Annotated in this window: 12 protein-coding genes; 2 read left to right on the top strand and 10 right to left on the bottom strand. The window is 66.7% G+C overall.

Translation table 11 applies throughout. From position 1 onward, the window contains the following. The 8 genes from cysT to AC3G88_RS04855 all read right to left on the bottom strand — a co-directional run bounded on the left by cysT (window position 1) and on the right by AC3G88_RS04855 (window position 7,999). Window positions 1–936 carry a sulfate ABC transporter permease subunit CysT gene (cysT, locus tag AC3G88_RS04890; protein ID WP_153945180.1) on the bottom strand — a complete coding sequence of 312 codons (936 nt, stop codon included), beginning with the start codon at window positions 934–936 and terminating at the stop codon, window positions 1–3. A gap of 108 nt (window positions 937–1,044) precedes the next feature. Then, entirely contained in the window at window positions 1,045–1,710 is a 666-nt protein-coding gene (locus AC3G88_RS04885; RefSeq protein ID WP_400394859.1) for an RBBP9/YdeN family alpha/beta hydrolase, read from the bottom strand. A 132-nt stretch (window positions 1,711–1,842) separates the two neighbouring features. Next, entirely contained in the window at window positions 1,843–2,685 is an 843-nt protein-coding gene (locus tag AC3G88_RS04880; protein ID WP_488770284.1) for an EAL domain-containing protein, read from the bottom strand. Between the two features lie 39 nt (window positions 2,686–2,724). Further along, window positions 2,725–3,642, bottom strand: coding sequence for an ATP-binding cassette domain-containing protein (locus tag AC3G88_RS04875; protein ID WP_488770285.1), 918 nt, complete (start codon window positions 3,640–3,642; stop codon window positions 2,725–2,727). 15 nt (window positions 3,643–3,657) lie between these two features. Then, entirely contained in the window at window positions 3,658–4,479 is an 822-nt protein-coding gene (gene ssuC, locus AC3G88_RS04870) for an aliphatic sulfonate ABC transporter permease SsuC (RefSeq protein WP_488770286.1), read from the bottom strand. Window positions 4,480–4,491: 12 nt separating this feature from the next. Beyond that, a complete protein-coding gene (gene ssuD, locus AC3G88_RS04865; RefSeq protein ID WP_400395017.1) occupies window positions 4,492–5,655 on the bottom strand; it encodes an FMNH2-dependent alkanesulfonate monooxygenase in 1,164 nt (387 codons plus the stop codon). Between the two features lie 69 nt (window positions 5,656–5,724). Continuing rightward, window positions 5,725–6,744 (bottom strand): sulfonate ABC transporter substrate-binding protein, encoded by a 1,020-nt coding sequence (locus AC3G88_RS04860; RefSeq protein WP_153945185.1) that lies wholly within the window; start codon window positions 6,742–6,744, stop codon window positions 5,725–5,727. A 247-nt stretch (window positions 6,745–6,991) separates the two neighbouring features. Then, window positions 6,992–7,999, bottom strand: a complete 1,008-nt coding sequence (locus tag AC3G88_RS04855) for a sulfate ABC transporter substrate-binding protein (protein WP_153945186.1) — start codon at window positions 7,997–7,999, stop codon at window positions 6,992–6,994. Window positions 8,000–8,274: 275 nt separating this feature from the next. Here AC3G88_RS04855 and AC3G88_RS04850 point away from each other — a divergent pair, with 275 nt between their 5' ends. Together AC3G88_RS04850 and AC3G88_RS04845 are read left to right on the top strand one after the other, a co-directional pair. Then, window positions 8,275–8,460 (top strand): type II toxin-antitoxin system HicA family toxin, encoded by a 186-nt coding sequence (locus tag AC3G88_RS04850; protein WP_153945187.1) that lies wholly within the window; start codon window positions 8,275–8,277, stop codon window positions 8,458–8,460. An 83-nt stretch (window positions 8,461–8,543) separates the two neighbouring features. Further along, window positions 8,544–8,963 carry a type II toxin-antitoxin system HicB family antitoxin gene (locus tag AC3G88_RS04845; protein ID WP_487523698.1) on the top strand — a complete coding sequence of 140 codons (420 nt, stop codon included), beginning with the start codon at window positions 8,544–8,546 and terminating at the stop codon, window positions 8,961–8,963. A gap of 293 nt (window positions 8,964–9,256) precedes the next feature. On the opposite strand, the gene AC3G88_RS04840 is transcribed toward AC3G88_RS04845, so the two are convergent. Together AC3G88_RS04840 and AC3G88_RS04835 are read right to left on the bottom strand one after the other, a co-directional pair. After that, on the bottom strand, window positions 9,257–11,239 hold the full coding sequence (locus tag AC3G88_RS04840) for a gamma-glutamyltransferase family protein (protein ID WP_488893155.1): 1,983 nt from the start codon (window positions 11,237–11,239) through the stop codon (window positions 9,257–9,259). A 393-nt stretch (window positions 11,240–11,632) separates the two neighbouring features. Continuing rightward, entirely contained in the window at window positions 11,633–12,112 is a 480-nt protein-coding gene (locus AC3G88_RS04835; protein WP_488770287.1) for an OsmC family protein, read from the bottom strand. Window positions 12,113–12,209: the final 97 nt, after the last annotated feature.

Here is a 12,209-nt window from a genome sequence, read left to right as displayed (position 1 = left end):
TCAGTTCGCCTCCGGGTTGCCGTCAGGCAGCGCGGCCGCGCGGGCACCGGTCTGGTGGCGGCGCGTCCAGGCCTGCAGCAGGTTGATCAGCAACAGCAGCACGAACGAGATCACCAGCATCACCACGGCCACCGCGGTGGCGCCGGCATAGTCGTACTGTTCCAGCTTCGAATAGATCATCAGCGGCGCGATCTCGGACACCATCGGCATGTTGCCGGAGATGAAAACCACCGATCCGTACTCACCGGTGGCACGCGCGAACGACAGCGCGAAGCCTGTCAGCAGCGCCGGCAGGATGGCCGGCAGGATCACCCGCCCGAACGTCTGCAGGCGCGACGCGCCCAGGCTGGCCGCCGCTTCCTCCAGTTCGCGTTCCACGTCTTCCAGCACCGGCTGTACCGTGCGCACCACGAACGGCAGCCCGATAAAGGTCAGCGCCACCACCACGCCCAGTGGCGTGAACGCCACCTTGATCCCGTGCGGCTCCAGCCAGCGGCCGATCCAGCCGTTGCCGGCGAACAGCGCGGTCAGGGCGATACCGGCCACGGCCGTGGGCAACGCGAACGGCAGGTCTACCAACGCATCGATAAATCGCTTGCCGAAGAAGCGGTAGCGCACCAGCACCCAGGCCACCACCAGCCCAAAGGCCGTGTTGACGATGGCCGCAATCAGCGACGCGCCAAAGCTCAGTTCCAGCGATGCCACCACGCGCGGGTTGCCCACCGTCGCCCAGAAGCCATCCCAGGTCAGCGTGAAGGTCTTCAGGAACACCGCCGACAGCGGGATCAGCACGATCAGCGTCAGGTAGAAGATCGTGAAGCCAAGCGACAGCCCGAAACCCGGCAACACGGTAAATCGCTGGGCCGGCGCCGCGCGCAGGGGCGCGGCATTGACCGTCGGCGGGGGCGCGTCCGCCAGGGATATCGAGGAAGGCATGCGTGTCTCGTCTTATGAAACCGGCGCATAAGGCGCCGGCGTACGAGACAAATTTTGCAGATGCGCCCTTATAAAAAGAACGAATCTTTCCGAATTTTCTTAGACGTTTTAGATATAAGGCGATGTCTGTGCGACATCCGCGGACGCTTCCCAGCTGTCCGATCCATCGCCAAGGTGCAGGATACGGCCCTCGGAGTCGATCCGTTGCAGCAAAGTGGCGAGCAAGGCTTGGCCTGCCGGCCAGTCGTCGAGGTGCGAATCGGCATTGATATGGCCAAGCGCCCCCGCATCCACCAGTTCGCTGCCCCACAGCGTGCCCCAGCTGAACGCGGTGCGTTGCGACATCCACGGATCATTGGTGCTGGCCACCAGCACCGTCGGAAACGGCAGCCGCCACGTGGGCAGCAAGCCGCCCACGCCGAACTTGTCCGGATCGGCCGGGGCCACCAGCAGCGCGCCGGCGATGCCCACCGGATCCAGCGACGCCTGGCGCAGCGTCGCCAGGCAGCCAAAGCTGTGCGCCACCAGCACCGCGCCGCGCGACGCCACGCGAAGTGCCCGCGATACCCCTTCCGAGACCCGCTCGGCCCACAGCGGCAGGCTGGGGCGTCCCCAGTCGTGCTGCTCGATGCGCTGCCAGTCCGGGTAGAGCCCTTCCCAACGGCTTTGCCAATGTGCGGGCCCGCTGCCATGCAGGCCCGGTACGGTCAGGATCTGCAGGCCGCGCGGCACTTCCAGCCGCGCGACACCGCCCGATAGAGTCGATGCCGCCATACGCGCTCTCCTTCTCTGCTTCGGTGCTTCGTTGTTCAGGACTTATGGGGAACTGCAACAAGATTGCCGAGCGCCGGTCGATGTTCGCAGACAGGCGCTACCGGCCAGCCAGTGCCGCCAGGGCGATGCCGCCTAGGAAGCACTGCCTGTCTGCAACGGCTCTCGCAAATGCCGTGCCGGCACCGGACCGCCGGCCACGGCCTCGCCCTGCCCCAGCGCGATGCCCGCGTTCTGCAGCCGCTCCACGGCTTCGTCGTTCTGCAGCCGCCGGCCGATCAGCGTGACACCGGCGCCCTCGGCGCTGGCGCGCAGGCCGGCAAGCTGGCGGTCCGTCCAGATACGGCGCATGTCGAGCTTGAGCCAGTCGGGCAGCGCATGCGCCATCAGTGCGCCGGCCTCGGCCGGGTCGGATGCCTGCAGGCTCACCGCAAACCCGTTGCGGCGATAGTTGCCCACCACGTGCAGCAGCAGCGGCAGGTCGTCATTGGCGCTGGCAGGCACCTGAATCACGAAACGGTCCACGGGCAGGCCCAGCGATTCCAACGCGCGTCGGAATGCCGCGCCGTGATCGTCGGCCACCGCCGCCAGCAGGCGGTTATGCACATTGAGCACGAGCTTGCGCTCGCCGTGCGCCGCGAAGTAGTTCATCGCGTGCACCAGCCGCGACAGGCGGTCCAGCGACACCAGCGACGCATCGTCGGCCGCCATCGCGAACAGCTTCCAGGCGGCCAGCCCCACGCCGTCTTCGGCATAGGTGCGGATGGAGCCCTCGTGGGCCACCACCTCGCGGTCGGCCAGCGTCACCAGCGGGTCGAACGCGCTGGTCAGCGAACAGTTGAAGTACTGGCCCTGCACCTGCCCGCGCGCGTCGCGCCACAGCTCGCGGCCGGGCACCGGCTCGCGCGGCAGTGTTTCAAGGTAGCGTTCGAGTGCGGAGGTTGCGGAAGGTGCAAAAGCTGCGGAAGCGTGGCTCATGGTGACGTCCATGTCGGTACGCGCGGTTCGCCTGATTGCTCATGATAGAAGCTCCTCGGCGGGCCGGGCGTGAAGATTCGTTGATGGTGCAGACACTGTCGATGGCTGCCGCATCACGCGGCGCAGGACGGTGTCTTCGAGTTGCGCAAACGCCGCCGATCCGCGCTGGCGCGGACGCTCAAGCGCCACGCGCTGGTCCAACGCGATGCGGCCGTCCTCGATCAGCACCACGCGATCGGCCAGCGCAATGGCCTCCGATACATCGTGTGTGACGAGTAGCGCCGTGAAACCGAGCCGGCGCCACAGCGATTCGATCAGCGCCTGCATGTCGATGCGGGTCAGCGCATCGAGCGCGCCCAGCGGCTCGTCCAGCAGCAGCAGGCGCGGATGGTGGACCAGCGCGCGCGCCAGGGCCACGCGCTGGCGCTGGCCGCCCGACAGCCGCGCAGGCCATTCGTCGGCACGCTCGGCCAGCCCCACCTGCGCCAGCACGGCCGCGGCATCGGCGCGGCGCTCGCGCGGCAGGCCCAGCGCGACGTTGTCGAGTACACGCTTCCAGGGCAACAGCCGCGCATCCTGGAACATCACGCGGATACTGTCCTGCAAGGTCCGGCTTTGCTGGCGATCCAGCTGGCGCCCATGCTGATGGTCGAGCAGCACCGCGCCCTCGTCGGCCGGCTCCAGCCCGGCCACCAGCCGCAGCAGCGTGCTCTTGCCGCAGCCGCTGCGCCCGACGATGGCGACGAACTCGCCCGGCGTCACATCGAGGTCGATGCCATGCAGCACTTCGCGGCCGTCGTAACACTTGACCACCTGCTGCACGCGCAGCGCGATGCCAGCGGCCGCCGGCGTCTGGCGCGCTTCGGCAGCTGCCTCGCGGCGGGCCACGTCACGCCGGGCCAGATCGCGCTCGGCCCACGCCAGCGCGGCCTGCTCCACGGGAAATAGCGTTTGCATGGGGATCTCTCCTTGTCAGTTGGTCTGGTAGCCCGGATGCCAGCGCAGCCAGAACCGCTCCAGCGCGCGCGACAGCACATCGGCCAGCTTGCCCAGCAGCGCGTAGAGCAGGATGCCGACCAGCACCACGTCGGTCTGCAGGAATTCACGCGCATTCATCGTCATGTAGCCAATGCCCGACTGCGCCGAAATGGTCTCGGCCACGATCAGGATCACCCACATCAGGCCCAGCGAAAACCGCACGCCCACCAGGATGTTCGGCAGCGCGCCGGGCAGGATCACTTCGCGATACAGGCGCCAGCCCGACAGGCCATAGCTGCGCGCCATTTCGACCAACCCCGGGTCCACCGCGCGGATGCCGTGGTACGTGTTCAGGTACACCGGGAAGAACACCCCCAGCGCCACCAGGAACAGCTTGGCGGTCTCGTCGATGCCGAACCACAGGATCACCAGCGGGATCAGCGCCAGCGTGGGGATGTTGCGCACCATCTGCAGCGTGCTGTCGAGCAGCGTGGCCGCCGTGCGGAACGTGCCGGTCAGCAGGCCCAGCGCCAGGCCCAGCCCGCCGCCCACGGCCAGCCCGATCAGCGCCCGCCAGGTGCTGACCCAGACGTGGCGCCAGAGCTCGCCGGATACGGCCAGCGACCACGCCGCCTCCACCACGGCCAGCGGTGCCGGCAACACCCGGTTCGACAGCCACCCCAGTTGCGAGGCGGCCTGCCAGACCACGATCAGCAGCACCGGCACGATCCACGGTGCCACGGCCTGCGCCGGGGTTCTCTTCGCCGCCTTGTTCGCGGTTTTTTTGGCGGCCTGGTTCGACAGGGGCGTCGTCATGTGTGCGCCTCCTCAACTCTGCGATGCCCGTGGCACGATGCCGGTGGCCATCACTTCGCCAAACGGGCCCGACAGCACCTGCCCGGGCAGCTTGTCGCGCACCGAGCGCGGCAGCAGCGGGAAGACCAGTTCGGCAAAGCGGTACGCTTCTTCCAGATGCGGATAGCCCGAGAAAATGAACGTGTCGATGCCCAGCGCGGCGTATTCCTCGATGCGCGCCGCCACGGTCTGCGGGTCGCCCACCAGGGCCGTGCCCGCGCCGCCGCGCACCAGCCCCACGCCGGCCCACAGGTTCGGGCTGATTTCCAGCGCCTCGCGGGTCCGCTTGGCGCCGCCGGCATGCAGGGCCGCCATGCGGCGCTGGCCTTCGGAATCCATCTTCGCGAAGACGGCCTGGGCACGGGCCACGGTGTCGTCGTCGAGCCGGCTGATCAGTTCGTCGGCAGCCGCCCATGCCGCCGCTTCGGTTTCGCGCACGATCACGTGCAGGCGGATGCCGAAGCGCACCGTGCGGCCATGCTTCGCGGCCCGGGCGCGCACATCGGCGATCTTCTTCGCCACCTCTGCCGGCGGCTCGCCCCAGGTCAGGTAGGTCTCTACCTGCTCGGCAGCCAGGTCATGCGCGGCCGCCGACGATCCGCCGAAATAGACCGGCGGATGCGGGCGCTGCACCGGCGGGTACAGCACCCGCGCGCCCTTCACGGTGATGTGCTTGCCCTCGAAGCTGATGTCGCCGTTGTCGTGGCTGGCCGCCAGCACGTCGCGCCAGACGCGGATGAACTCGGACGACGCCTCGTAGCGCGCCGCATGATCCAGGAACAGCCCGTCGCCTTCCAGCTCGGCCACATCGCCGCCGGTCACCAGGTTCACCAGCAGGCGGCCGCCCGACACGCGGTCGAACGTGGCGGCCATGCGCGCAGCCAGCGTTGGGGTCATCAGACCCGGCCGCACGGCCACCAGAAACTTCAGCTGGCGCGTCACGGCAGCCAGGGCCGACGCGGCCACCCAAGGGTCTTCGCACGAGCGGCCGGTGGGAATCAGCACGCCTTCGTAGCCCAGCGTATCGGCGGCCACGGCGATCTGCTTCAGGTAGTCGAAGTTGACTTCGCGCGCCCCTTCGGAGGTGCCCAGGTAGCGGCTGTCGCCGTGGGTGGGGATGAACCAGAAAACTTGCATGTCGAGCCTCTTGTTTTATCGGTTGCGATGTACGGCCTTGGCGATTCGACGATTCGGCGATTCACCGCTTCAGCGTTGCGCCGTGGCGGCCGGCGGTTGCCAGGCGGCATCGGCCACCTTGATCGGCTTCGGAATCAGCTTCAGCGTCACGAAGGCGTCGGCAATGCGCTGTTGTTCGGCCAGCACGCCAGCCGTCACAGGCTTCGCGCCATAGGAAAATCTTGAAACAGCAAGATCCAGCACGCTCGGGTCAAGCCCGGTTTCCTTGGCCAGGAACTGCGTGGTGTCCTTCGGATTTTTCTCAGCCCACTGGCCCAGTTGCGCCAGTTCGTCGAGGATCGCGTTCACCACGTCGGGGCGGGCATTCGCATAGGGGCGCGACGCCAGGTAGAACTGATGGTTGCTGACCAGGTTCTTGCCGTCGGCGGTACGGCCATCGGCCAGCACGCGGGCATCGAGCTGCTTTTCGGCGGCGGCCAGGAACGGGTCCCAGATCACCCAGGCATCCACGGCGCCGCGCTCGAACGCCGCGCGGGCGTCGGCGGGCGGCAGGTAGACGGGCTGGATCTCGCTCCAGGGAATGCCGGCCTTTTCCAGCTGGCGCACCAGCAGGTAATGCACGTTCGAGCCCTTGTTCAGCGCCACGCGCTTGCCGCGCAGGTCGGCCACGGACTTCAGCGTCGAGGTCTTCGGCACGACGATGGCTTCGGACGTCGGCGCCGGCGGCTCGTTGCCGATATAGGCCAGCTGCGCCCCCGCCGCCTGCGCGAAGATCGGCGGGGCCTCGCCGACGGTGCCGAAGTCGATGGCGCCCACGTTCAGGCCTTCCAGCAACTGCGGGCCGGCCGGGAACTCGGTCCACTTCACGGTGATGCCCTGCTGCGCCAGGCGCTTTTCCAGCGTGCCCCGCGCCTTGAGCAGCGTCAGCGTGCCGTACTTCTGATAGCCGATGCGCAGCTGCTTCGGATTCACGGTCTGCGACTGCGCCTGGGCCGGCTTGGCCAGCAGGCCGTAGGTCAGGCCGGTGGCCACCACGAGCGCGCCCAGCAGCAGGCGCCGGCGCAGGGAAAGCGGTTTGAACGATGTCATATCGGGGTTCCGGATGAGGAGAAGTTCGAAATCGATGGCGGCACGACGCCCTGCCGGCGCCAGCGCGCGGCATGCGGAAAACGTCATGCGTGGAGGAAACTTCAGGTCAGGCGGGACATCGCCCCATGGCGACGCGGGAAGGCAGGACAGCGCGAACAGCGGACATCTCGGGCTCCTTCGTCAGGCGCACCGGGGCGGCGGGCACGATCGCTGGCGCAATCGGCCGGGGCCGCCCCCGGCACTGTGATTACCGCTTGCCGGGCTGGTACACCTGGTCAAACGAACCGCCATCGGCAAAGTGCGCCTTCTGGGCCTTGGCCCAGCCGCCAAACACTTCGTCGATCGTGAACAGCTTCACCTTCGGGAAGTTGGCGGCGTACTTGGCAGCCACCTTTTCCGAGATCGGACGGTAATAATTCTTGGCCGCGATTTCCTGGCCCTCGTCGGTGTACAGGAACTGCAGGTAGGCCTCGGCGGCCTTGCGCGTGCCCTTCTTGTCCACCACCTTGTCCACCACGGCCACCGGCGGCTCGGCCAGGATGGAGACCGACGGCGCCACGATGTCGAACTTGTCCGGACCCAGTTCCTTGATCGCCAGGATGGCTTCGTTTTCCCATGCGATCAGCACGTCACCCAGGCCACGCTCGACGAACGTGGTGGTGGCGCCGCGCGCGCCCGAATCCAGCACCGGCACATTCTTCAGCAGCTGTCCCACGAATTCCTTGGCCTTGGCTTCATTGCCGCCCGGCTGGCGCAGCGCATAGCCCCAGGCAGCCAGGTAGTTCCAGCGGGCGCCGCCCGACGTCTTCGGGTTCGGCGTGATGACCTGCACGCCCGGCTTCACCAGGTCGTTCCAGTCCTTGATTTGTTTCGGGTTGCCCTTGCGTACCAGAAAGACGATCGTCGACGTGTACGGCGAGGCGTTGTGCGGCAGGCGCTTCTGCCAGTCGGGCTTCAGCAGGCCCTTCTCGGCGATGGCGTCGATGTCGTAGCCCAGCGCCAGCGTGACCACGTCCGCGTCCAGGCCGTCGATCACCGACCGGGCCTGCTTGCCCGAACCGCCGTGCGACTGGCGAATCTGCACCGTATCGCCGCTTTGCGCCTTGTAGGCCTTGGCAAACGCGGCGTTCACGTCCACGTACAGCTCGCGCGTGGGGTCATAGGAAACGTTCAGCAGGTTGGTGTTGGCCAGGGCGGCCGGCGCCGCGCCGATTGCGGACAGTACTGCGAGGCCCAGGGCCAGCTTGCGAATCATGTTCAATTGCTCCCGTCAGAGTTGTCGTGAATGCCCCCGCCTGGATCGGCGGGGTTTCTGTCAGGGAGAAAGGCTACCGGCCGGCCCTTCTGAACGGAACGAATGGTTTCGCCGATCCAAGCACGTTTTCTGCATAAGATCGGACGGGAATATGGGAATGCTGGAAAACGTGCGTCATGCTCTTGACAACGCAACATAAATGTTGCATTTTCAACGTTGTCAGGCACAACATATATGTTGCACAATGCCCGCCTCTCAACCGACAAGGGAGGGGCATGAAATACAGCGAGTTCAAGCGGTGGCTCGAACAGCAGGGTGCGATCTTCCAGAAGCACCGCAGCGGCTCCAGCCACTACCGGGTCACGCTGAATGGCTTCACGACGATCTTTCCCTACCACGGCAGCAAAGAGATGGGCAAGGATCTGGAACTGAGGATCAGAAAGCAACTCGGCCTGAAGTGACGGGCAGGCCCGCGAAGGGCCTCCTCTCACTCGAACTCGCCATCCCGTACCTGGCATCGACGACTTACTACAGGACGCACCACATGTTCTCGTACCCCGTAACGCTGACGCCCGATAGCAACGGCACGCTGCTGGTCACGTTTGCTGACATCCCCGAAGCCAATGCCGTCGGCGTCGATGAAACCGACGCGCTCAAGCAAGGGCTGGACGCCCTTGAAGCCGCCCTGGACATCTATTTCGACTTGCGCCGTCAGATTCCGCTGCCGTCCAAGGCCCGTCGCGGCCAGCCAACGGTCACGTTGCCAGCGTTGGTCACCGCCAAGGTGCTCCTTGCCAATGAGATGCTGGCACAAGGCGTGCGCAAGGCAGAACTCGCGCGGCGGCTCGATGTTCACATGCCGCAGGTGGATCGGCTCCTGAACCTGCGGCACTCCTCCAAACTGGAAATGATCGAAAAGGCGCTGGATTCGCTGGGTCGGAGGCTCGACGTCCAGCTTGCCTGATCGCCGGGCTGTCACTGCGCGTCCGGATGGGCGGGCCGTCGCCCTTTCCGGCGGCCGCTCAAAGAAAAAACCCGCAGCACCGGAGTTGCGCTGCGGGTCAAGTTTCCATTCCGGAAACGGGTAGACAAGTCATGAAGAGCGCCCCCGCATCTCCATGACGGTTCAGATATTAGCCATCCGCTCCCATTTGCAAGTTGATGCAGGTCAACCACCCCACAATCGGAGGCGGTGGGCAGCGAAATCAGGCCAACGCGGCCGGATGGCCCTGCGGAACGGTGCAGTTCAGGCGGCAGTCATGGCGTGAAGGTGTTGCCCAGCACAACGCCCTCGCGCCGGGCGTCGGTGCCGCCCTGCAGCACGGGCGCGCCGCCGGCCTGGCTGCGCAGGATCGTGTTGACGCCGCTGGACTGCGCCGAGGTGGAGATCGTGTGCCCCAGCGCCTTGAGGCCGGTGATCAGCGGATCGTTGGCGCCGCCGTTGCTGGCATCGATATCGGGATGCTCGCCGCCGAGGGTGGTGGTGGCGCTGTTGCTGGCGCCAAAATCCACCAGGTTCGACGCCTGCTGCGCGTCCAGCCCCCAATCGAGCACGCCCACGAGCGTCTTCACCACGTATTGCGGAATGGTGCCGCCGCCCGGCGACCCCGTGGCCATCAGGAAATCGCCCATCGACCCGTCCGGCGCCTTGCGGAACACCAGCGTGGGTGCCATCGAGCTGCGCGGCCGCTTGCCGGGCTGCACCCGGTTGGCCACCGGGTTGCCGCTGGCGTCGGTCGGGGCGGCCGAGAAGTCGGTCAGCTGGTTGTTGAGCAGGAAGCCGTTGGTCATATGAAACGAGCCCATGCTCGACTCCACCGACGTGGTGGCGCTGACCACATTGCCCTGCGCGTCGACGATCGAGTAGTGGTTCGTGCCGTGCTCGACCAGCGGCACCACACCCAGGGGCACCGCACCGAAGTTACCCGCCGTGGCCGTACCCATCGAACGGTTCGGATCGATCAGCGCGGCGCGCGTCTGCAGATAGGGCTTGTTCAGCAGCGTGTCCCACGTTCCGCCGGGCAGCGGCACGAAGTCGGTATCGGCCACGTACTTGTCACGGTCGGCATAGGCCAGCCGTTCGGCCTCGCTCACCCGATGCACGCCCTGCACGGTGGGCTTGCCGCCTTCGTTGTCGACGGGGTTGGGCTTGAGCGACGCCATATCGAAGTTCTCGATGATCTGCATCGCCGATGCCACGGTGATGCCGCCCGATGTCGGGGGCGGCGCGCCGCAGATCCAGTACGCGCGGTACGTCACGCAGACTGGCGTGCGCAGTTTGGCCTCGTACGCGGCCAGGTCGGCCAGCGTGGTCTTGCCCGGGGTGGTCGGCGAGCCGTCCGTGGCGGTGGTCGCCCCGATCTTGGCGATGATGTCGTTGGCGATGGCACCCTTGTACAGCGCGTCGGCGCCCTGCGCGGCCATGGCGGTCAGCGTGTTGGCATAGGCCGGGTTCTTGAGCACCGTGCCCAGCGCCTTGGGCGTGCCATCGGCGTTGAAGAAATAGGCGGTGGCTTCGGGGTCGCGTTTCAGGCTGGCAGCGTTCGACGAGATGGCCTGCGCGAGCCGCCCGCCGATGGGGAAGCCGTTGGTGGCCAGCGAGATGGCGTCGCCAAACAGGTCCTTCCAGGCCAGCTTGCCGTGTTCCTTCTGCACGCGCTCGATCAGCCGGGGCACGCCGATGGTGCCGATCGACCGGCCGCTGGCGCGCGCGCTGGGCTTGGGCGGCGTCTGGTCGGTGGCGTCGTCCACGTAGCGCAGGTAGTTCTCGGTGGCCGCCGCCGGCGCCGTTTCGCGCCCGTCGTAGGCCTGCACCGTCTTCGCGGCGGCATCGTAATAGAGCATGAAGCCGCCCGACCCCATCCCCGTGGCCTCGGGGACGGTCAGGCCCAGCACGGCCTGCACGGCCACGGCGGCATCGGCGGCCGTACCGCCATGCTTGAGCACCGCGCAGCCCGCCGCGCTGGCGTAGGCGTTCGATGTCGACACCATATAGGTCCTGGCGTAGACCGGCTTCAACCCGGTGCGATAGCCGGTGGCCGCTTCCGGCAGTGCCGGGTCGCCGGGCTGGTTCGACCCGACCACCACCGTGCTGCCGTTGCTGGCCAGCACCTGGCAACTGTTGTCGGCCTGTGGCGTGGTGGGCGTGGTGGGCTTCGAATTGTCGTCGCTGCCACCGCAGGAAACGACCAGCAGTGTGCCCGCAACCGCGGCAGCCAGGGTCAGGGGGACCTTCCGTATTGGCAACACCATATTTCCTCCAGACTACAAAGAAGCGCCAGGGGGAGGCGCGATCCGCGGATGTCGGACGGGCAGGCGTGGCGCAGCAAGCAATGGGACGTCTGCCGTTATTTTGTTGGATGCAAGGACGAACGGAGGCCGCCGGGCTGCATGGCTCGGAAAATTCAGGCGACGGACCGGGAAGCAAGGATTGCCCGCGCGGCGGCGCGGGCGCGGCGCGCTATGACGAATTGGTCAGGGCAACAGGGGGATTCATGACCGTGCTGACTGTTGGCTTGTCAATCAATGCAATGTGTCAACACTAGACCATCGGGATCGTGATGGCCAAGTATCTTTCGCGCGGTATGGGTGAGGCAGCGGACATACGCCCTGCCCCACCTTCCGGCATCAGCCTCAGGCCGCGGCCGCCTGCTCGATTACCGCTTCGCACCGGATCGGAAAATTGACCGAATTGGCGATGTAGCACTTCTCGTGCGCCACGTGATGCAGGTGCGCGGCGCGTTCCGCATCGTCGCCGGCCCGGATCGTCACGCGCGGGCGCAGCACGATTTCCGAGAACTGCCCGCCTGCCGGGCCATCGGTCATGGTGCCCTCGGCGTGGTCCACATAGGCCAGCACCGCAATGCCGGCGTCCGAGCACAGGTGCAGGTACCAGAGCTTGTGGCAGGCGCTGGCCGACGCAACGAGCAGGTCTTCCGGATTCCAGCGCGTGGCATCGCCCAGGAAGGCCGGGTCAGAGGAGCCGGGGATCTCCGGCTTGTCGCCGGCGCGGATCGTGTGATCGCGTCCGTAGGCGCGGTAGCCGCTGGTGCCGGTGCCGCGGTTGCCAGTCCATTCCACGGTGACGTGGTACTTGTGCTCGCCATGAGCCATGGGATTGCTCCAGGGGGTGGGAATCGGGCAGAGCCGGTATTGTGGCGCAAAAGGCCGAAGCCAACAGACAAAAAAAGGACCTCCGAAGAGGTCCCTG

Source organism: Cupriavidus sp. 86D6, from assembly GCF_057815095.1.
Note: the sequence above shows the minus strand (reverse complement) of the source record. Positions and strands in the feature narration are given on the sequence as shown.

Excerpts from the sequence above, each read along its gene's own strand:
- AC3G88_RS04860 (WP_153945185.1), bottom strand. The coding sequence starts at position 6,744 with ATGACATCGTTCAAACCGCTTTCCCTGCGCCGGCGCCTGCTGCTGGGC.
- AC3G88_RS04885 (WP_400394859.1), bottom strand. The coding sequence starts at position 1,710 with ATGGCGGCATCGACTCTATCGGGCGGTGTCGCGCGGCTGGAAGTGCCG.
- AC3G88_RS04850 (WP_153945187.1), top strand. The coding sequence starts at position 8,275 with ATGAAATACAGCGAGTTCAAGCGGTGGCTCGAACAGCAGGGTGCGATC.
- AC3G88_RS04875 (WP_488770285.1), bottom strand. The coding sequence starts at position 3,642 with ATGCAAACGCTATTTCCCGTGGAGCAGGCCGCGCTGGCGTGGGCCGAG.
- AC3G88_RS04855 (WP_153945186.1), bottom strand. The coding sequence starts at position 7,999 with ATGATTCGCAAGCTGGCCCTGGGCCTCGCAGTACTGTCCGCAATCGGC.
- ssuC (WP_488770286.1), bottom strand. The coding sequence starts at position 4,479 with ATGACGACGCCCCTGTCGAACCAGGCCGCCAAAAAAACCGCGAACAAG.
- ssuD (WP_400395017.1), bottom strand. The coding sequence starts at position 5,655 with ATGCAAGTTTTCTGGTTCATCCCCACCCACGGCGACAGCCGCTACCTG.
- cysT (WP_153945180.1), bottom strand. The coding sequence starts at position 936 with ATGCCTTCCTCGATATCCCTGGCGGACGCGCCCCCGCCGACGGTCAAT.
- AC3G88_RS04880 (WP_488770284.1), bottom strand. The coding sequence starts at position 2,685 with ATGAGCCACGCTTCCGCAGCTTTTGCACCTTCCGCAACCTCCGCACTC.
- AC3G88_RS04835 (WP_488770287.1), bottom strand. The coding sequence starts at position 12,112 with ATGGCTCATGGCGAGCACAAGTACCACGTCACCGTGGAATGGACTGGC.
- AC3G88_RS04845 (WP_487523698.1), top strand. The coding sequence starts at position 8,544 with ATGTTCTCGTACCCCGTAACGCTGACGCCCGATAGCAACGGCACGCTG.